Source organism: Anaeromyxobacter dehalogenans 2CP-C, from assembly GCF_000013385.1.
Classification (GTDB): domain Bacteria; phylum Myxococcota; class Myxococcia; order Myxococcales; family Anaeromyxobacteraceae; genus Anaeromyxobacter; species Anaeromyxobacter dehalogenans_B.
In genome coordinates, this window is sequence record NC_007760.1 from 779,422 (window position 1) to 798,514 (window position 19,093).

Below are 19,093 nucleotides of genomic sequence, written 5' to 3' on the forward strand. Positions count from 1 at the left end.
TCGTTCAGGCCGCGGCCGCCTCGCGGGTGCGCTCGGAGAGGCGCACCGAGACCAGCTTCGAGACGCCCGGCTCCTCCATGGTCACCCCGTACAGCGTGTCCACCATCTCCATGGTCCGCTTGTTGTGGGTGATCAGGATGAACTGCGAGTTCTTCGACATCTCCTTCACCATCTCGTTGTAGCGGCCCACGTTCGCGTCGTCGAGCGGCGCGTCCACCTCGTCCAGCAGGCAGAACGGCGTGGGCTTGATGAGGAAGATGGCGAAGATGAGCGAGACCGCGGTGAGCGCCTTCTCGCCGCCGGAGAGCAGGTTGACGCTCTGGAGCTTCTTGCCCGGCGGCTGCGCGAAGATCTCCACGCCCTGCTCGCCGTCGCCCTCGGCGGCGGTGAGCACCAGCCCGGCGCGCCCGCCCGCGAACAGGCGCGGGAACACCTGCTGGAACTTCTCGTTCACCCGGTCGAACGTCTCCTGGAAGCGCTCGCGGCTGGCGCGGTTGATCTTGACGATGGCCGCCTTCAGGTCGGCGAGCGACCGGTCCAGGTCGGCGCGCTGCTCGCTCATGAACGCGTGGCGGCTGGACAGCTCGTCGTACTCCTCGATGGCGGTCAGGTTGATCGCGCCCATCCGCTCGGCCTGCGCCTTCAGGTCGTCCAGCCGCTCGCGCTCGGCCTCGCCCGGCGGCTTCTCCAGGTGGAACCGGGCCACCTCCCAGCGCAGCTCGGCCTGGCAGCGCTCCCGCGTCTGCTCCTCGAGGTGCGAGAGCTCCAGCGCGTGCTCGCGCGCGGTGAGCGCCGCCTCGGCGCACGCCTGCCGCACCGTCTCGGTCCGGCCGCGCAGCTCGCGCGCCTCCGCCTCGCGGCCGCGCGACGCGGCCACCAGCGCCTCGTGCGCCGCGCGCGCGCGCGCCAGCTCCTCCCGGATCGCGGCCAGGTCCTGGCCCAGCCGGCCCAGGTCCACCCGCGTGCCCTCCAGCCGCCCACGGAGCTCGGCGGCGCGCGCGTTCGCCTCCGAGAGCGCGGCGAACAGCCGCCCGCGCCGCTCGTCCACCTCGCGCCGGGCGTCGTCGATCCGCTTCAGGGCGGAGCCGATGCCCTCGCGCCGCTCGGCGTCGGCGGCGGCCTTCACCTTCAGGTTCATCAGCTCGGCGGAGAGCACGTCGCCGCGCGCGCGGGTGTGCTCGAGGGCCGCCACCGCCTCGCGGGCCCGCTCCTCGGCGCGCCCCTGCTCGGCCTCGGCGGTCGCCGCCGCGACCCGGTGCTCCTCCTCCTCGCGCACCAGCCCCGCGACCGCCTCCTCCAGCTGCTTCCGCTCGGCCTCGAGCTGCCCGGTGCGGTCGCCGACGCGCTCCAGCTCGGAGCCCACGCGGGCGAGGTCCTTCTCCTCCTCGACCAGCGCCAGCTCCTTCTCGCGCCCGTCCTTGTCGAGCGACTTCAGCGCGGCCTCGAGCTGGAGCAGCCGCGCCTGCAGCGTGCGGTGCCGCTCCTGCGCCAGCGAGAACTCGGCCTCGAAGCCGCGGACCGTCTCCTCCAGCTCCTGCACCTCGCGCCGCCGCTGCAGCGCGCCGTGCCCCTCGCCCTCCAGCGGGCCGCCGGTGACGACGCCGTACGGGTCGAGCACCTCGCCGTCGAGCGTGACCAGCGTCCGCTTCACCGCGCTCTGCTGCCAGATCTCCAGCGCGGAGGGGAGGTCGCGCACGATGATCGCGTCGCCGAGGAGGAAGCGGGCCACCTTCTCGTACGAGGGGTCGAACGTCACCACGTCCAGGCAGACCGCCACGAAGCCGGGCTGGCTCCGGTCGGCCTCGGTGGGATCGCTCGCGCCCGCCTCGCGCAGGCGGGCCATGGGGATGAGCGAGGCGCGCCCCTCGGCCGCCGTCTTCAGGTAGTCGATGGCCTCGACGCCCTGCGAGTGGCTCTCGACGATGACGTACTGGAGCCGCTCGCCCAGCACCGCCTCGATGGCGTTCTCGTACTCCTCCGGCGCGGACACCACGTCGGCGACCAGCCCGAAGATGCCGTGGTCGCGCGCCTCGTCCTGGCCGGCCCGGGTCATCAGGCTGCGCACGCCGCGGCCGTAGCCCTCGTAGTTGCGGACGATCTCGAGGAGGCTCTGCAGGCGCGAGCGCTTCTCCGCCAGCTCCTCGCGCAGCGTGATGAGCTTCGCCTCGTTCTGGATGAACTCGGCGCGGGTGCGCTCGAGCAGCTCCTCCTGCGCGCCGCGCTGCTCGTCCAGGCGCAGCTTGAGCTGGCGGGTGTGGCCCAGCTTCTCCACGTGGCGCGCGCGCGCCTCGTCGAGCTGGCCGGCGCGCTTCGCCAGGTCGTCGGCCTCGGCGCGGTTGCGCTCGATGCGGCCGCGCAGGTCGAGCCGCTGGCGCTCGATCTGCGCGAGCTGGCTGCGGTGCGAGGTGGCCTCGGACGCCGCGGCGGCGGCGGCGGCGCGCGACCGGTCGGCCTCGCCCTGCAGCGCGCCCTGCTCGCGGCCCGCCTCGCGCAGCGCGGCCTCGGCCTCGCCCAGCCGGCCCTCGTCGGTCGTGACCAGCGACTGCAGGTCGTCGCGCTGCCGGAGCAGCGTCTCCCGCTCCGCCGCGAGCGCCTCGGCCTGGTCCTTCAGCGCCTCCACCTCGGCCGCCTGCGCCCGGGTGCGCTCGGCGATCTGGTCGAGCTCGCGGGCCGCCGCCTCCACCGAGACCTCGGAGACGCGCGCGGCGCTCTCCAGCGCGTGCTCGCGGGTCCCCAGGTCGGCGAGGCGCGCCTCGCTCTCGCCGGTGAGCGCGCGGTCCTGCTCCAGCGCGCCGTCCAGCTCGGCGAGCCGGGCCGTCAGCTCGGCCTCCTCGGCCTTCAGCGTCGCCTGCCGCTCCTCGGCGGCGCGGCGCGTGGCGGTCAGCTCCAGGTAGCGGGCGGCGGCCGTGCGCAGCTCGAGCTCCCGGACCTGCGCGCGCAGCGCCTTGTACTTCTCCGCCTTGCGCGCCTGGCGGTTGAGCGACTCGAGCTGCTTGCCCAGCTCCTGCACGATGTCGGCGACGCGCAGCAGGTTCTGCTGCGTGGCCTCCATCTTCCGCTCGGCCGCCTCGCGGCGCTTCTTGTACTTCGTGATGCCGGCCGCCTCCTCGATGATGGCGCGCCGGTCCTCGGGGCGGGCGGAGACGATCTGGCCGATGCGGCCCTGCTCGATGATCGAGTAGGCGGTGCGCCCCACGCCCGAGCCGAAGAAGATGTCGTTCACGTCCAGCAGGCGGGCCTGGACGCCGTTCACCAGGTACTCGGACTCGCCGGTGCGGAACAGCCGGCGGCCGACGGTGATCTCCCCGAAGCCCTGGTACTGCGGCGGCAGCTCGCTGGGCCGGTCGTTGACGAAGGTGAGCATCACCTCCGCCATGGAGAGCGGGGGCTTCGACTCCGACCCGTTGAAGATCACGTCCTCCATCGAGCGGCCGCGCAGGTGGCGCGCGGACTGCTCGCCGAGGACCCACCGGATCGAGTCGGCCACGTTGGACTTGCCGCAGCCGTTCGGGCCGACGACGCCGGTCACCCCGTCGTCGAACGCGACGACGGTCTTGTCCATGAAGGACTTGAACCCGACGATGTCCAGGCGGCGGATGCGCATGGCCAGACGCGATATCACGACCCCATGGGCGAGTTCAAGCGAAGCCCTTGATCAATGGGGGGTTTTCACCGACCGGCGGCTCCGGGCACGGAGGCCTGCGCCGGTTTCCCATGGGGAAACGCGACGTTGCGTTGCCTGACGTGTATGGCCGCCCGGGGGCAGCGCCGGCGCGCGCCCCCGGGATAGACTCCCGGGCCACATGCGCTTCGGCTGGCGGCTGGTCCGGAACGTCGCGTCGATGATCCTCCTCGGCACGGCGGTGGGGTGGTGGGTGACGCAGGCGTTCCCGCTCTCCGCGCCCGAGCGCGAGGCGCTGCGGCTCGCGCTCGTGGCGAGCGTGGTGCTGGAGTGGGTGGCCGCGGGCGGGGCGGTCTGGATGCTCTCGCGGCCGCTGCGCGCCGCCGACGACGCGCACCGCCGCACCGGCGCCATCCCGACGCCGCTCGCGCTCCGGGCGGCCGCCACCGGGCACCGGCTCCCGGCCTACACCGCCGCGGTGGTGCTCGCCGCGGGCGTGCTCGCCACGGTCGTCCTCACCGCCATCGCGCGCGCGCGCGGCGTCCCGCTCGACGTCGGCCTGGCCGGCGCCGCGGTGGGCTTCGCCAGCGCGTCGCTCGCGGCGATGCTCTGCTACGCGCTCGCCGGCACCGCCGCCGGCGAGGTGTTCGAGCGGCTCGGCCCCGACGCCGAGGTGGCGGTCCAGGGCACGGTGCGCGGGAAGATCGTGATCCTCGCGCTCGGGCTCATCACCATCTGCGTGCTGCTCTTCGCCGCCACCGGGTACGTCCGCTACCGCGGCGACATCGACCGCGAGTACGTCGCGACCGCCGCCCACGCGCAGGAGAGCGCGGTGGCCTCCGGCGCGGGCGCGACCGACGCGGAGCTCGCCGAGCACCTGTGGCTCGTGACCGGCACGCCCTCGGCCGTGCTCAGCCCCGGCGGCGCGGTGGTGGCGCGCTTCGGCGCGGGCCGGATCCCGTTCGAGGGCGCGGCCAGCGCCGCGCCGGGCGCGCTGCGGGTCGAGGGCGGCTGGCTCGTGTCGCGCGCCACCGCCTCGGGCGGCCGCGTGGTCTCGTGGCTCCCGGAGGAGCCGGTGCGCGCGCGCCGGCGCGCGTTCTGGGGCGCGCTCTCCGTCAGCGCGCTGGTGGTCTACGCGGCCACGGCGCTGCTCGCCTGGCTCGCCGCGAGCGCCATCACGCTCCCGTTCCGCACGCTCGGCCGCGCCGCCGACCGCATCGCCTCGGGCGACCTCGCCGCCAGCCCGCCCTCCGTCTCGCGCGACGAGATGGGCCAGCTCGCCGCCGACTTCCGGCGCATGGCGCAGGGGCTGAAGGCGCTGGTGGTGGACGTCCAGTCGGCGAGCGAGGGCGTGTCGGCGGGCGCGCGCGAGGCCGGCGCCATCGGCGAGCGGGTGCGGGCCGGCGCGCTCGACCAGCACGCCGGGGCGGTGGCGGCCCAGGGCGCGGTGGAGGCGATGGAGGGGTCGATCGCGCTGGTGGCGCGCGGGGTCGGCGGGCTGTCGGAGTACGTCTCCGCGACCACGCAGCAGGTGGGCGAGATGGCCTCCGGGCTGGACGAGGTGCGGCGCAAGGGGGCCGAGCTGGAGCGCGCCATGGCCGTCGCGCTGCGCGACGTGGAGTCGCTCGCGCACGCGGGCCGCGACGCGGACGCGACGCTGGCCGAGCTGGAGCAGCACGCCGGCCACGCCACCGGGACGCTCTCGGCGGTGCGGTCGTCCATTGGGACGCTGGAGCGCGCCGCGGAGGAGAGCGAGCGGACCGCCGGGATGGTGGCCGACGTGGCCGAGCGGGCCGGCGGGGTGGTGGAGGAGACGGTGCACGGGATCGAGGCGCTGCGCGCGGCCGTCGCCGACGCGCACCGCCGCGTGGCCGTGCTGGGCCGGCGCTCCGACGACATCGACCAGGTGGTGGACTTCATCTCCGAGGTGGCCGGCCGCACCAGCCTGCTCTCGCTGAACGCCTCCATCATCGCCTCGCAGGCGGGCGAGCACGGCAAGGGCTTCGCGGTGGTGGCCGAGCAGATCCGCGAGCTGGCGGCGCAGATCGCCCGCTCGACCACCTCCATCGGCGACATCGTCCGCGCGGTGCGCGACGACGTGGAGGGCACGGCCGCGCTCATCGACCGCGGCGACGCGCTCGCGGGCGAGGGCGTGCAGCTGGCCCGCAACTCGCTCGAGGCGCTCGGCGAGATCCGCCGCTCCACCGCGCAGGGGCGCGAGACCGCCGCGGCGATCCGGGCCGCGGTCGGCTCGCACGCGCAGTCCACGCACGAGGTCTCGCTGCTGGTGGAGTCGGTGGCGGAGGGCTCCCGCGCGGTCGCGGCCGCGGTGCAGCTGGTGGGCCGCAGCTCGGCGGGCGTGAACACCGCGTCGCGCAGCGTGAACGCCATGGCCGACCAGGTGGCCCGCGCGCTGGAGGATCAGTCGGCGCGGGGGCGGCAGCAGCTGGAGAGCCTGGGCCGGGTGGAGCGCATGCTCGCGGAGATCGGGCGGGCGGTGGAGCGCCACAACGCGGCCACGCGCCGGGTCCGCGAGGGGTTGCGGGCGCTCTCGCAGACGGCCGGCGAGCACGAGCGCGCCGTCGAGGGGCTGTCCGGCCTCGCCGAGCGGCTCGGCTCCCGCTCGCGCGCGCTGGCCGAGCGGGTGGGGCGGTTCAAGGTGTAGGGAGGCGGGCGGTCCGCCCCGCTACTCCTCGCCGCCGCCGCCCCTCGCCGGCAGGCCCTGGCCGGGCGTCAGCACGATGCGCGGGTGGCCCAGCGTGCCCACCACCTGGAGCCGGTAGGCACCGTCCGGCGTGCGCGCCGAGGCGAGGGCCGCCTCCACGATGGGCCGCAGGCCCGCGGTCGCGCTCGCGCCCCAGAAGGCGGGCTGGATGCGCACCGTCGCCTTGCCGAACACCGCCGCGTGCTCGAGCCGCGGCCCGAGGGTCACGGCCAGGCCGTCGGTGGCGAGCTCCACGTCGCCGCCCTTCGCCTCGAGCCGCTCCACCGCCGCCTTGCCGCCCTCCAGCTTCACGCTGGCGGCGATCTCGCCCAGGCCGACGCGCGGGAGGCGCAGCCCGGTGGCCATGCCGGGGATGGGGAGCTGGCCCCCGGCCACGCCGGCGCGGGCCACCGCCAGCTCCATGTGGCCGGTGGGCCGGCCCGCCGGCGCCTCCGGTACGGTGACGTCCACCGAGCCGGAGACCGAGCCCTGCAGGTCCATGCCGGTGGCGACCTTCAGCGGGACGGCGCGGGCCAGGTCGAGCCCCTCGAGCGCCAGGACCGTGCGCCGCTCGGCGCCGTTCAGCGCCGTGCTGCCGCGCACCCGGCCCTCGTAGACCAGCGCGTCCACGTCCATCACCTGCCGGCCCATGAGCAGCGGCAGCAGCCTCAGCGAGGCGCTCACCCGATCGATGGCGAGCTGGTGCGAGGCGTGGTCCTCGAGCCGCACCCCCTCCGCCGTCACGCCGAGCAGGCCGCCCGGGCCGAGGTCGTCGGCCTCGAACTGCCAGCCGCGCGCGCCCGCCTCGAGGATCAGCCGCTCGCGGACCGCCTCCGAGGGGAAGGTCCCGCGGAGCGCCACCGCGAACGCGAGCAGCGCGAACGCGGCGTAGCCGGCGCGCGGGCGCCACACGTTCCAGTCCACCCGCGACATGCCCGGGAGGCGCGCCAGCCACGGCATGGAGGGGAGCCGGATCCGTCCGAGGTCGAGCTTCATCGATCAGGCCTTGAGCTGGTAGGTGGAGACCACCACGGTCGCGTCCACGAGCGCGGGGTCGTCGGTGCGCGTGGTGACGCGGACGCGGCGCACCTTCACCACGCCGGGGCCGCGCTCGAGCGTCTGCATCAGCCGGGCGAGCCGGCCCAGGTCCACGCGCGCGATGCTGACCTCCACCGCCTCCTCGTGCAGGCCCTCGAGGTCGCCCGGCGTGGTGGTGGGACGGAGATCGGTGACCTCGACGCCGAGCGCCGTGCCGGCCTGCGAGATGTGGCTGAGCAGCTGCACCGGCGGCCCCTTCAGCCGCGACTCGATGGCCTGCCGCTCCGCCTGCCGGCGCCGGTAGCCCTCGGCCAGCTTGCCGACCTGCGAGAGGACCTTGGTCTTGTCCTCGATGCGCGCCTCGCGCGCGGAGATGCCGCGGCTGATGGAGAGCGACACCAGCCAGATCGCGAACAGCGCCACGCCCAGGGCCGCGACCGTGACGAGCACCCGCTCGCGCGGCGCGAGCTTCGCCATCCAGGCCGCCACGTCCGAGCGCAGCTTGCGGAGGAAGTCCATCTCAGCCCCTCTCGCCCGCGTCGCGCGGGCCGGACTCGAGGCAGGTCAGCCCGGAGTCGATGGAGAACTCGAACTTGCCGTCGGAGGCGCGCTTGCGGGCGCTGCCGGAGCGGGCGTCGCCGAAGCAGCGCGAGCCGCGCAGCCCCTCGACGACCTTGTCCACGCTCTCGGCGCCGTCGGTGGTGCCCTCCAGGTGCAGCTTGTCGCGGGTGATCTCGATGCGGTCGAACCGCACCGGGACCTCCGCCGGCACCTTGTCGGCCAGCTCGGCCAGCACGTCCACGGCCGAGACCCGCGGCAGCGCCGCCGCCGCGGTGCCGCGCCCGCGCAGGATCGCCTGCGCCTCCTCGAAGTTCGCGTAGCAGCGGCCCAGGATCTTCTGCTCCGCGTCGCAGAGCGCCCGGTCGAGGGACGCCTCCTGGCGCGAGAGCGCGAACACCTTCACCCCGGCGCTCACCACCGCCAGCACCAGGATGGCCGCCGCGTACAGGCCGAGCCGCGCCAGCTTGCCCTTGAGGTGCTCGAAGTCGCGGGTGTACGCGAGCTCGCCGCGGCGCAGGTTCAGGCGCGGCGCGCGCGCCCCCTGGTGGCCGCGGAGCGCGAGCGCCAGCGCCAGCGCCAGCCCCGGGGCGCGGTCGGCGGGGACCGAGGCCGCGGCCGGCCCGGCCAGCGCCAGCGGCACCACCGGGCCGTCCACGTCCGGCGCGAGCAGCTCCGGGAGGCCCGGCAGCGCGGCCAGCTCGCCCGCCAGCGCGAGGCGCTCCAGGCGCCGCGGCCCCACCCGCGCCTGCCAGGCGCGCAGCGTGGCGCGCACCTCGCGCACGAGCGGCTGCAGCGCCGCGGAGAGCGCCGCCGAGGCCCGCGGGTCCCGCGCCTTCGCCGCCAGCTCCGGCGGCGGCGGGGGGCCGCCCAGCTCGCCGGCGAGGAGCGCGCCCGCGTCCGCCTCGGCGATCCCGAGCGCCCGCGCCAGCGCGCGCGCCAGGTGCGCGCCGCCGAACGCGAACGTCCGGGCCGCCTCGCAGGCGCCGGCCACGGTGACGCACAGGCTGGTGCGCTCGGCGCCGACGTCGAGCACGCCCTCCGCCGGCGCGGGTCCCCCGGCCGGCGCCGGGAGCGGCTCCACCGCCCCGCCCGCCAGCAGCGCCGCGTAGGCGGGGCCGGCGGGGATCACCGCGCGCGGGTCGAGGCCGCCGTGGCCGAGCGCGGCGAGCAGCGCGCCCAGCTCCTCCTTGCGCACCACGCCCACCAGCAGGTCGGTCTTGCCGTCGCGCACGCCGAGCGGCTGCCAGTCCCACGCGACCGACGCGAGGTCGAAGGGGATCTGCCCCTCCACCTCGAACCCGATGGTCTGCTCGATGCGGCGCGCGTCGGTGAACGGGAGCGTCACCACGTTCGAGGAGACGGACGAGCCGGGGAACCCCACCACCGACTCGTCCACCCGCCACCCGCGCTCCTCCAGCAGCTGGTGGACGGCGGCCGCCTGCCGCGCCAGCAGCGGCGGCGCGTCGTCGCCCTCCGCTGCGGGGAGCGGCGCGCTGGCGGCCCCGAGCACGGCGTAGCCGCGGTAGGTGCTCTCCAGGAGCACGGCCTTCACCGCGTGCGCGCCCAGGTCGAGGCCGAGGATGTGCTGGGCCATGGCTCTACTCCTCGCGCCAGTGGATGAGGCGACCGGAAGACATCCCGGCGGCCTGGCCCTGGAGCGCGGTGATGAGGGGGTTGCCGGCGGCGGGCGGCGTCCCGGCCGCCGGCGCCGTCCCGGCGGTCCCCGCGATCGGGGCCGTGCCGGCCGGCTGGTTCTGGTTCGGGTCGAAGGTGACCACCGCGTCGATGGTCTTGCTGACCGCGCCGGCGTTGCCGAACGCGCGGATGCGGAACGCCGCCGAGCGGTCGGTGAACGGCGACTTCGGGTTCTGCGTCAGGTAGTCGGCGCGCACGGGCACGCCCAGCGCCGCGACGACCGCCGCGAACTGCGGCGGCGTGAGCGCCATCAGGCCGCCCATGCGCACGTCGGAGAGCGCGCGCTGGAGCTTCTGCGGGAACGCGGGGTCGAGCAGCAGCGGCTGCGCCGCCGGGTCGGCCATCATCCACGCGATCCGCATCTGCTCGGACGCGTCCGAGGTGTTCACGTTGATCTTCGCCTCGCGCGGCAGGTACACGGTGAGCCGGTCGCCGAAGGCGGCCAGGAACGCGTCGCTCACCCCCGCGACCAGGCTCAGCTCGGCGAGCGAGTCGAAGCGGGCGTTCTTGGCGCGGTAGCGGTCGCGGCCGTGGTCGTACGGCCGGTTCTCGTCGGAGAAGCCCTTCTCGAACGGGTTGGCGGGGACCACGAACGTGCACCCGTCGCCGCCCGGGTAGCTCACCGCCAGCGCGGAGCCGGCCTCGTCGTCGTCCACCCAGTCGCGCAGGTGCAGGAGGAGGTCGTTGCGGGTCCAGCGCTGCCCGTCCGCGTCCTCGCGGTCGAACAGCGGATCCCAGCGCGCGTCGCACACGAGCCGGAGGATCGCCTCCACCTGCGGGCCGAGCAGGCCGCTGGTCTGGAGCGCGTCCAGCTGGACGTTCACCTTGCGCCCCTCGTCCTCGATCTTCGAGGCGAACCCGCCCTCGAAGTCGCCGAAGCGGGCCTGCGGCGGCGCGCCCTCCGCGGCCGCCGCCTGCGCCGCAGGACCGGCCTCGCCGAACAGCGCCTGCACCAGGCCCGAGCTGACCGGGACCAGCTCCCAGATCTGCGGGCGCGGACACGCGGCCCCGGCCTGGCCGCCCGCGCCGCCGGCCCCGGCCGTGCCCGCGGCGGTCGCCGCGCCGGCGCCGCCGGTGAGCGCGCCGAGCGCCTGGCAGGCCGCGCCGCTCGCCTGGTCGATCTGCTGCTGGAACGCGAGCACCAGGCGCGAGAAGGACACCGCGCTCTTCGCGAGGTACGTGGCGCGGAGCTCGTCCCGGCCGTTCACCGCGATCTGCAGCCGCACGCGGGTCTCGTAGGCGAGGTCCACCGAGAGCGCGGTGAGGATGGCGAGCGACACCATGACCACGAGGAGCGCGGCGCCGCGAGGGCGCCGGCGAGCGAGCCGCGGGCTCGGGCGGAGGGGGGCGCGCATCAGAAGTCCAGCGGCCGCGTCAACGCGACCCGCGCCTCCGTGGAGAACCGCTCGGTGCGGCCGTCGGCGAGCTTCACCTCGAGCTCGAAGCGGACGCGCGCGGGCAGCTCGTTCGCGCGCTCCACCGAGCGGGTGTTCCACTCGCGCACCCAGTCCTTCTTCTTCGCGTCCCAGTACTGGACCCGGAAGCCGGTGACGTGGTCGGCGACGACGTCCTTGCGTCCCTCGCGCTCCGGCTCCTCGTCCACGCGCCACTTCTCGCGCCGGAACAGCGCCTGCTCCCCGCCGCCGTCCCGGGCCGACTCGAGCGTGTACTCCACCACCGACGCGTCGGACTCGCGCGCGTCGCGGAGCAGCCGCCGGTGCGCCTGCGTGGTGAACAGCAGCGCGTCCTCGCGCCCGCGGAACAGCGTGGGGCGCTCGCGCAGCCGGTTCCTGTCGTAGTGCTCGGACAGGAACGCCATCGAGGTCTCGCGCGCCAGGCGCGTGAGCGCGAGGCGCGCCGCCGCGTAGCGATCCCCCTGGGAGCGGGCGATCTCCTGGGCCCGGTCCACCTGGTGGAAGGCGCCCAGCGTCATCGCCCCCACCGCGGCGGTGATCGCCATCGCGATCAGCACCTCGAGGAGCGTGAACCCGCCCGCGGCGGCGCGGCGCCCGCTCACGTGCCCGGCTCCGTCGGCGCGAGCACCACCAGGTGCGTCACGACCGTGAAGGAGTCCTGCCGCGCGCCCTCGGACCACGAGACGGTGAGGCGCACCTCGCGCACCGCCTTCTTGATCTGCTCGCCCATGGCGGTGAGCTGCGCGTTGAGCGTGCCGGCCACCGCGGCGGTGCCCGGCGTGACCGTCTGCGGCCCGCCGCCCTGCGCGTCCTTCCCCCCGCTCGTCCCGCCGAGCAGCGCCGAGAGGTCGCCGCCCTCGGAGCCGGTGAGCAGCTGCAGGATGCGCTCCGGGCCGAGCTCCACCCGCGGGCGGAGCACCTCCAGCTTCCAGCGCACCTCCGGGTGCCCCTCGCGCTCGAAGGAGCCGTCCTCCTCCTCGTCGAAGTCGCGGAAGCCCTTGCGCTCGAACGCCTCCTCCAGCTCCACCATCTTCCCGCGCGCGAGCAGCGTGGCCACGTCCAGGCGCCCGGCGCGCGCGTGGTTGCGGAGCGCGCCGCCCACCACGTCGGAGAGCGCCATGAGCCCCATGGCGAGGATCGCGAGCGCGACCATCACCTCGAGGAGCGTGAAGCCGCCGGCGCGGCGACCGGCCTGGCTCCCGCGGCGCGCGGCGGCGGGCGTCACTCGGCCACCTCCACCTTGCCCGGCACGACGCGCGAGCGCCCCGTGAACGGCTCGGTGACCACGGTGTAGACGTTGGAGCGGTCCACCACCGGGACCCAGGCGCGCTGGGCCTGGCCGCCCGGGAAGAAGTACACGTAGGCCAGCCCCTGCTCGATCGCGTCGCGCCGGCCCTCCACGTGGACGGGCCCGAACCCGGTCGAGCCGGGCAGCTTGCGCTCGCCGACGAGGCGGTCCTCGAACTTCCCGAACGCGCTCCGCGCGAGCAGCCGGCGGATCTCCTCGTCCTTCTCGTCCGGGAAGCGCTTCGCGAGCGCCGCGTCGTCCTGCGGCCGCGCCGGGTCCGAGATGCCCACCGCTCCGGGCGCGCACTCCGCCCACCAGGTGCGCTGGCCGAGGTCGAGCGCGATCCGGCAGGTGGCGTTCCGCAGCGCGGCGGTGTCGTACAGGGAGCGCATCGCCCCGGACAGCTCGCCCGCCGCCTTGCGCGCGTTCGCGCCGGTGGCCGACTCCGCCGCGGGCACGACCATCGCCGCGAGCAGGCCGATCACGCCGATCACGATCAGCAGCTCGATGAGGGTGAACCCTCGCTGGCGGCGGCGGCGGTCCAAGGGCCCGGGCTCACGGGTTCACGACGTCGGCGTTCTCGCCCTCGCCGCCGGGCTGGCCGTCGGCGCCGTAGCTCTTCACGTCGTAGCCGTCCTGGTGCGCCTGGCCCGGGTACAGGTAGACGTAGTCGTTGTTCCAGGGGTCCTTCAGCGACCCCTCCTTGTTCGCCTTGAGGATGTTCTCCTTGATGAGGATCCCGAGGCCCTCCTCGGTGGTCGGGTAGCGGCCCTTCAGCACCTTGAACGTGTCCACGCCGTCCGCGATCTTGCGGACGTCGTTCTTGGCGGTGTCCACGCGGGCCTTGGACATCTGGCCGACCACGTTCACGGCCACCGCGGAGGCGATGAGGCCGAGGATCACGATCACCACCATGATCTCGATGAGGGTCATGCCGCGCTGGGCGCGGCGCCGGTTGCGGGCGTGCATCTCTAGCCTCCTGCGAGGTTGTTGATCTGGAGGATGGGGAGAAGGACGGAGAACACGATGAAGGCGACCACCACGCCCATCGCGACGATCATGAGCGGCTCGAGCAGCGAGGTGAGCGCGGTCACCGTCGTCTCGACCTGGTCCTCGTAGGCCTTGGCGACGTTGCCGAGCATCTCCTCGAGCGCGCCGGAGCGCTCGCCGATCGCCACCATGTGGTAGACGAGCGGCGGGAACTCGCCGGAGCGCTTGAGCGGGGCGGCGATGGACTCGCCCTCCCGGATGGCGTCCCGCGCCTGGTCGATCACGTCGGCGAGGCGCGTGTTGCCGACGATGTTCTTCACGATCTCCATGGCGGTGAGCAGCGGAACGCCGCTGCGCAGCAGCGTGGAGAGCGTGCGGGCGAAGCGGCTGATGGCGATCTGCCGGGTCAGCGGCCCGAAGATCCAGAAGCGCAGCGCGGCGCGGTCCCAGGCGGCGCGCCCGGCCGGCGTCCGGCGCCACCGGACGAAGCCCCAGATCGAGAGCGCGGCCAGCGCGAGCAGCAGCCACCAGTAGTCGGCGACGAAGTGCGACGCGGCGATGAGCGCCCGGGTGTTCCACGGGAGCTGCGCCTTGGTGTCCTCGAAGATCTTCGTGATCTTCGGGATGACCACGGTGAACAGCACCCCCAGGATGACCGACCCGATGACCATCATGGCGGCCGGGTAGGCCATGGTGCCCATGATCTTCGAGCGCAGCCGGGCCTGGCTCTCGGTGAAGTCGGCCAGCCGGACCAGCACCACCTCGAGCGCGCCGGAGTGCTCGCCGGCGCGGATCATGTTCACGTACAGCGTCGAGAACACGCGGGGGTGGGCGGCGAGCGCGTCGGCCAGCGCCGCGCCCTCGTTCACGCGCTGCTTCACGTCGCCGAGCACGCGCTTCAGCCGCTCGTGCTCGACCTGGTCCACCAGCGCGGTGAGCGCCTCCACCAGCGGGATGCCCGCGCCCACCAGCACCGAGAGCTGGCGGGTCGCGATGGCGAGGTTCACCGGCCCGACCCGGCCCACCATCCAGCGGCGCACGCTCACCTCGCGCGCCTGCTGCGCCTTCACCTGCTGCTCGCCCAGCACCTCGGTGAGGAACACGCCGTCGCGGCGCAGCACGCTGCGCAGCGCCTTCGGCGAGTCCGCCTCGCGCAGGCCCTGGATCGCCTTGCCCTGGGCGTCGTACGCCTTGTACTCGAAGACCGGCATCAGGCGACTCCGTGGGCGCGCGGCGCGCCGCTCACCGGATGTCCTCCGCGGTGACCGACAGCACCTCGGCCGCGGTGGTGATGCCGCGCGCGACCTTGTACGCGCCGTGCTCCATGAGCGTCACCATCCCGCGCTCGACCGCGGCGCGCTTGATGGTGGTGGCGTCCACCGACTTGAGGATGAGCGGGCGGACGTCGTCGTCCACCATCATCAGCTCGTAGATGCCGGTCCGGCCCTGGTAGCCGGTGTGGTTGCAGGCCGGGCACCCCACCGCCTTGTAGAGGTGGGTCGGGTCGCCGGCCTTGCGGAGGATCTCGGGCGTGAGGCCGGCGAGCGCGCGCTCCTCGACGGTCGGGACGTAGGGCTTCTTGCAGGTCGTGCAGAGCACGCGCACCAGGCGCTGGGCCAGCACGCCCACCAGCGAGGAGGCCACCAGGAACGGCTGCACGCCCATGTCCACCAGGCGCGTGATGGCCCCGGCGGCGTCGTTGGTGTGCACGGTGGAGAGCACCAGGTGGCCGGTGAGGGAGGCCTGGATCGCGATCTCGGCGGTCTCCAGGTCGCGGATCTCGCCGACCATGATGACGTCCGGGTCCTGCCGGAGGAACGAGCGCAGCCCGCTCGCGAAGGTCAGGTCGATCTTCGGGTTGACCTGCACCTGGCCCACGCCCTTCAGCGGGATCTCGACCGGATCCTCGATGGTGAGGATGTTCAGGTCGGGCGAGTTGATCTTCGCGAGCGCCGCGTAGAGCGTGGTGGTCTTGCCGGAGCCGGTGGGGCCGGTGACCAGCACGATCCCGTGCGAGCGGGTGATGAGCGTGTCCATCACCTTGAGCTGCCAGTCCTCGAAGCCGAGCTCGGCCAGGTCCAGCACCACGTTGGACTTGTCGAGGAGGCGCATCACGATCCGCTCGCCGTGCGCGGTCGGCACGGTGGAGAGGCGGATGTCCACGTCCTTGCCGGCGATCTTGATCCGGATGCGGCCGTCCTGCGGCAGCCGCTTCTCGGCGATGTTCAGGCCGCCCATGATCTTGATGCGGCTGCCGATGGAGGCCTGGAAGCGCTTCGGGGGGCGGATCACCTCGCGGAGCACGCCGTCGATCCGGTAGCGCACCGAGATGTCCTTCTCCTCCGGGAGGATGTGGATGTCGCTGGCGCGCTCCTTCACCGCGCGGAACAGGAGCGAGTTGACCAGGCGGATGATGGGCGCCTCGTCGTCCGCCTCGAGGAGGTCGGTCGGCTCCTGCAGCTCGTGCGCGACGCTCTCGAGGTCCTCGGTCTCGAGGTCCTCCATGAGCTTGTCGTGCTCGTCGGCGGCGCGGTCGTACACCGCGTTGATGGCGTCGAGCACCACCTGCGGCGGCGCCACCTCCGGCGCCACGGCGGCGCCGAGCAGCATCGACACCGAGTCCTGTGCGGCGGTGTCGAGCGGGTCGCCCACCGCCACCCGGATCGCGTCGCCGGCGGTGCCGAGCGGCAGCACCTTCGACTGCTTCGCGAAGTGGATGGGCACCTTGGCCGCGAGGTCTCCGGGCACCGACTCGGGGTCGATGCGCTCGACGAAGGGCAGGTCGAGCTGGGCCGCGAGCGCGCGCAGCACGTCCTCCTCGGTGACGGCCTTCAGGCGGACGAGGATCTCGCCGAGGCGCTGCCCGGCCTGCTCGCCGCGCTGCAGCGCGAGCGCCTCCTCGAGCCGCGCCGGGTCCAGCCCGGCGGTCTCCCGGAGGATCTCGCCGATGGGGCGGCCGGAGAGGCCCGCCGCGGCGGCGAGCCCGGGGACTGCGCCCTGGACGGCGGTCCGGGCGGTGTCGATCTGTGCGTCGTTCGGCATGAGGATCCCGTGAAACGGACGGTCCGCCCCCGCTCATTCCTGCGGCGGGGTCCCTCCCGGCGACGCCGGCTCGCCGGCGGGCGGCGCCTGCTGCGGCGAGAGGCGCTCGATCGGCTCGGGCGTCCCCTCGGGCGGCGGCGCCGCGTCGGGCGCGGCCTCCGGCTCGGGCGCGGGCGCGGGGGAGCTCGGGCGCGGCACCGGGACGACGGTGGTCGGCGGCGGGCCGCCGGCGGGGGGAGCGGACAGGTACTCGCCCGGCGCGCCGCCGCCGCCGTTCTCGATCCGCGAGGTCTCCTGGCTGACGCCCTGGCGCAGCCGCGAGTAGGGCCCGGTCTTCCGGCTGAAGTCCACGTCCACGTCGTAGCGAGGCTGGCGGCCGTAGAACTGCTCGATGAACTGCTGCTGCTCCTCGCGCTTCTTCTCGTAGATGCGCCGGTAGTCCGCCTCGTCGCGGATGATGTACGGCGTGAGGAAGAGCAGGAGGTTCACCTTCTGCTTGGTGGTGGTGGTGTCGCGGAACAGCCACCCGAGGATGGGCAGGCTGCCCAGGAACGGGATCTTGGACACGCTGCGGATGGCGCGGTCCTGGATGAGGCCGCCGATCACGATCGTGCTCTGGTCGCGCGCCACGATCTGCGTCTTGACGCTGCGCTTGGCGGTGGTCGGGCCGAGCTGCGGGTCCTTCTCCGCGATCTCCTCGGTCTGCTCCTCGATGGTGAGCCGGATGTTCCCGCCCTCGTTGATCTGCGGCTTGATCTTGAGCTTCAGCTCCACGTTCTGCCGCTGGATCGGCGCGTAGAGCGAGCCAAGGCCCTGGGTGCCGAGCGCCGCGCCGACGGTGCTGCTGCCGCCCGTGCCGGACCCGGAGAGCAGGTTGGAGAGCCCCTGGGGCGCGTAGCCGGACTGGAACGGCACGTTCTGGCCGACCGTGATCTCCGACTCCTCGTTGTCGGTGGCGAGCAGGTGCGGCGTGGAGAGCACGTTCACGTCGGAGTTGGACTGCAGCGCCTGGATGAGCAGGCCGAGGCTGGGGATGTTGCCGAAGCCCAGGTCCTTCAGCTCCGCGGAGATGGGGCCGGTGTAGCCGGTGAGGAACCCGCCCAGCGCGATCGCGCTCGACATGTCGAGCGACGACACGCGCCCGGTCTGCGAGGAGAGGGGGATGACGCCGGTGTCGCCCTTGTACTTGTACGGGATGGCGCCGTGCGCGCTGACGCCGAGCTCCATGGAGTTCTTGAGGTTCACCTCCATGATCACCGCCTCGACGAACACCTGGCGCCGCGGGCGGTCGAGCTTCTCGACGAGGCGCTGGACCGCGGAGAAGTCGGCCCCGCTCGCCTGCACGAGGAGCGCGTTCTGCGTCTTGTCCGCGGTGATCTTCACCTCGCCGGAGAACAGCTCGGCCGTGACGTCGCCGGCCGGCGCGGGCGCCGCCGCGGGCGGCGCCCCGGGCATCCCCGGACGCGCCGCCGGCTGCGTCGGCGCGCCGGGCGTGGTGGTGCGCTTGGCCTGGCCCTGCGCCAGGTTGGAGAGCGTGGTGGCGAGCTCCTCCGCGTTCGCGTTCTTCAGGAACAGGACGTGGACGCCGCCGTCGGCGCTGGTGGGCACGTCGAGCTGCTGCACCAGCTCCATGATCTGCTGGAAGCTCTTCTCGTCCGCGATGACGATGAGCTTGTTGGTGCGGTCGTCGGGGAGGACCTTGTAGACGGAGACCTCGACCGATCCGCCCGCGGGCTGCGTGGTGGGGACGCCGGGCCGCGCCGGGCCGCTGGTGATGCGCGCCGGGCGCGCGCCCCGCCCGCCTTGCGCCTGGAAGATCTGGTTCACCTTGTCGGCGAGGTCCTTCGCGGACGCGTAGCGCACCTGGACGATGCGGACCAGGTCGCCGCCGCCGACCTTGTCGATCGCCTCGAGCATCTTCTCGATGCGGCGGATGTTGAGGCCGGTGTCGGTGATGACCAGCGTCGAGGGCGGGATCGACTGGATGTCCGCGCCCTGCGGCGAGATGAAGTTGCCCATCACCCCGCGGAGCTGGTCGGCGTCGGCGTACTGCAGGCGGATCACCTTGGTGATGACCTGCTCGTTCGCCGGCGTGCCGCTCTCCGGGTCGGTGTACGTCGGGATGGGCATCTTCTTGCTGTCGGCGGCGCGGCCCAGGCGCCAGTACCGGCCCGTCGGGTAGACGGTGATGCTGTTCGCGTTCAGCGCGGCGAGGAACGCGGCGTAGGCCTCCTCGGCGGTGACCGGCGTCTTGGAGAGCAGCGTGATCTTCCCGCGCGCCACGTCCTCCGTGTAGATGAAGTTGCGGCAGGTCCAGCGGCTGGCCTGCTCGAGCACGTCCACCACCTCGGCCCGGTTGAACGTCAGCATGAAGCGCCCCTGCATCGGGACGCACTTGCCGTTCGCGGCCTGCAGCGTGGTCTCGGCCTCGCCGCCGCCGCCGCGCGCGGGCGCCGGGGTGGGCGTGGCCGCGCCCCCCGGGCGCGGGGCCGGCGAGGTGGGCCGGCCCGCGGGCGGGCGCGCGCCGTTCTGCTGGATCGGGGCCACGCCGCCGGGGCCGATCGAGGTCCCGGGAGGCGGCGGCGTGGTGGGGATGCCGGTCGGCGGAGAGGTGGGCCGCGTCGGGCGCGGCCGGGCCGGCGACTCGGGGTCGTCGGTCGGGCGCAGCGGGACCTGCGCGGCGGCGAGCACCGGGACGAGCAACGTCGTGGCGAGGAGCTTCTTCATGGCGTTCCCTC

The 19,093-nt window shown here is 74.2% G+C and carries 13 protein-coding genes; 1 reads left to right on the top strand and 12 read right to left on the bottom strand.

Features of this window, described 5'->3' with window-relative positions; translation table 11 throughout:
- Window positions 1-4: 4 nt before the first annotated feature.
- The gene (gene smc, locus ADEH_RS03450) at window positions 5-3,604 is read right to left on the bottom strand and encodes a chromosome segregation protein SMC (RefSeq protein ID WP_011419733.1); all 3,600 of its coding nucleotides are present in this window, start codon (window positions 3,602-3,604) and stop codon (window positions 5-7) included.
- A 199-nt stretch (window positions 3,605-3,803) separates the two neighbouring features.
- Between smc and ADEH_RS03455 the strand changes: the two genes are divergently transcribed.
- Window positions 3,804-6,287 (top strand): methyl-accepting chemotaxis protein, encoded by a 2,484-nt coding sequence (locus ADEH_RS03455; protein ID WP_011419734.1) that lies wholly within the window; start codon window positions 3,804-3,806, stop codon window positions 6,285-6,287.
- Window positions 6,288-6,308: 21 nt separating this feature from the next.
- Here the strand turns inward: ADEH_RS03455 and gspN are convergent, their stop codons facing one another.
- The 11 genes from gspN to gspD are packed head-to-tail and all read right to left on the bottom strand — an operon-like array spanning window position 6,309 to window position 19,082.
- Window positions 6,309-7,322, bottom strand: coding sequence for a type II secretion system protein GspN (gspN, locus tag ADEH_RS03460; protein WP_011419735.1), 1,014 nt, complete (start codon window positions 7,320-7,322; stop codon window positions 6,309-6,311).
- Between the two features lie 3 nt (window positions 7,323-7,325).
- On the bottom strand, window positions 7,326-7,883 hold the full coding sequence (gspM, locus tag ADEH_RS03465) for a type II secretion system protein GspM (protein WP_011419736.1): 558 nt from the start codon (window positions 7,881-7,883) through the stop codon (window positions 7,326-7,328).
- Window position 7,884: 1 nt separating this feature from the next.
- Window positions 7,885-9,519 (bottom strand): pilus assembly protein PilM, encoded by a 1,635-nt coding sequence (pilM, locus tag ADEH_RS03470; protein WP_011419737.1) that lies wholly within the window; start codon window positions 9,517-9,519, stop codon window positions 7,885-7,887.
- 4 nt (window positions 9,520-9,523) lie between these two features.
- The gene (locus ADEH_RS03475; protein ID WP_011419738.1) at window positions 9,524-10,975 is read right to left on the bottom strand and encodes a type II secretion system protein GspK; all 1,452 of its coding nucleotides are present in this window, start codon (window positions 10,973-10,975) and stop codon (window positions 9,524-9,526) included.
- Complete coding sequence (locus ADEH_RS03480; protein WP_011419739.1) at window positions 10,975-11,637, bottom strand: PulJ/GspJ family protein; 663 nt, start codon at window positions 11,635-11,637, stop codon at window positions 10,975-10,977. Before ADEH_RS03480 ends, ADEH_RS03475 begins: the two co-directional genes overlap by 1 nt.
- Window positions 11,634-12,260 carry a type IV pilus modification PilV family protein gene (locus tag ADEH_RS03485; RefSeq protein WP_011419740.1) on the bottom strand — a complete coding sequence of 209 codons (627 nt, stop codon included), beginning with the start codon at window positions 12,258-12,260 and terminating at the stop codon, window positions 11,634-11,636. Before ADEH_RS03485 ends, ADEH_RS03480 begins: the two co-directional genes overlap by 4 nt.
- Complete coding sequence (locus ADEH_RS23650) at window positions 12,257-12,868, bottom strand: prepilin-type N-terminal cleavage/methylation domain-containing protein (RefSeq protein WP_011419741.1); 612 nt, start codon at window positions 12,866-12,868, stop codon at window positions 12,257-12,259. Before ADEH_RS23650 ends, ADEH_RS03485 begins: the two co-directional genes overlap by 4 nt.
- A 10-nt stretch (window positions 12,869-12,878) precedes the next feature.
- Window positions 12,879-13,292 (bottom strand): type II secretion system major pseudopilin GspG, encoded by a 414-nt coding sequence (gene gspG, locus ADEH_RS03495; RefSeq protein WP_011419742.1) that lies wholly within the window; start codon window positions 13,290-13,292, stop codon window positions 12,879-12,881.
- Between the two features lie 2 nt (window positions 13,293-13,294).
- The gene (gspF, locus tag ADEH_RS03500) at window positions 13,295-14,524 is read right to left on the bottom strand and encodes a type II secretion system inner membrane protein GspF (protein WP_011419743.1); all 1,230 of its coding nucleotides are present in this window, start codon (window positions 14,522-14,524) and stop codon (window positions 13,295-13,297) included.
- Between the two features lie 31 nt (window positions 14,525-14,555).
- Window positions 14,556-16,355: a type II secretion system ATPase GspE gene (gene gspE, locus ADEH_RS03505; protein WP_011419744.1), complete on the bottom strand. Its 1,800-nt coding sequence runs from the start codon at window positions 16,353-16,355 to the stop codon at window positions 14,556-14,558.
- A gap of 33 nt (window positions 16,356-16,388) precedes the next feature.
- Window positions 16,389-19,082 (bottom strand): type II secretion system secretin GspD, encoded by a 2,694-nt coding sequence (gspD, locus tag ADEH_RS03510; RefSeq protein ID WP_011419745.1) that lies wholly within the window; start codon window positions 19,080-19,082, stop codon window positions 16,389-16,391.
- Window positions 19,083-19,093 lie beyond the last annotated feature (11 nt).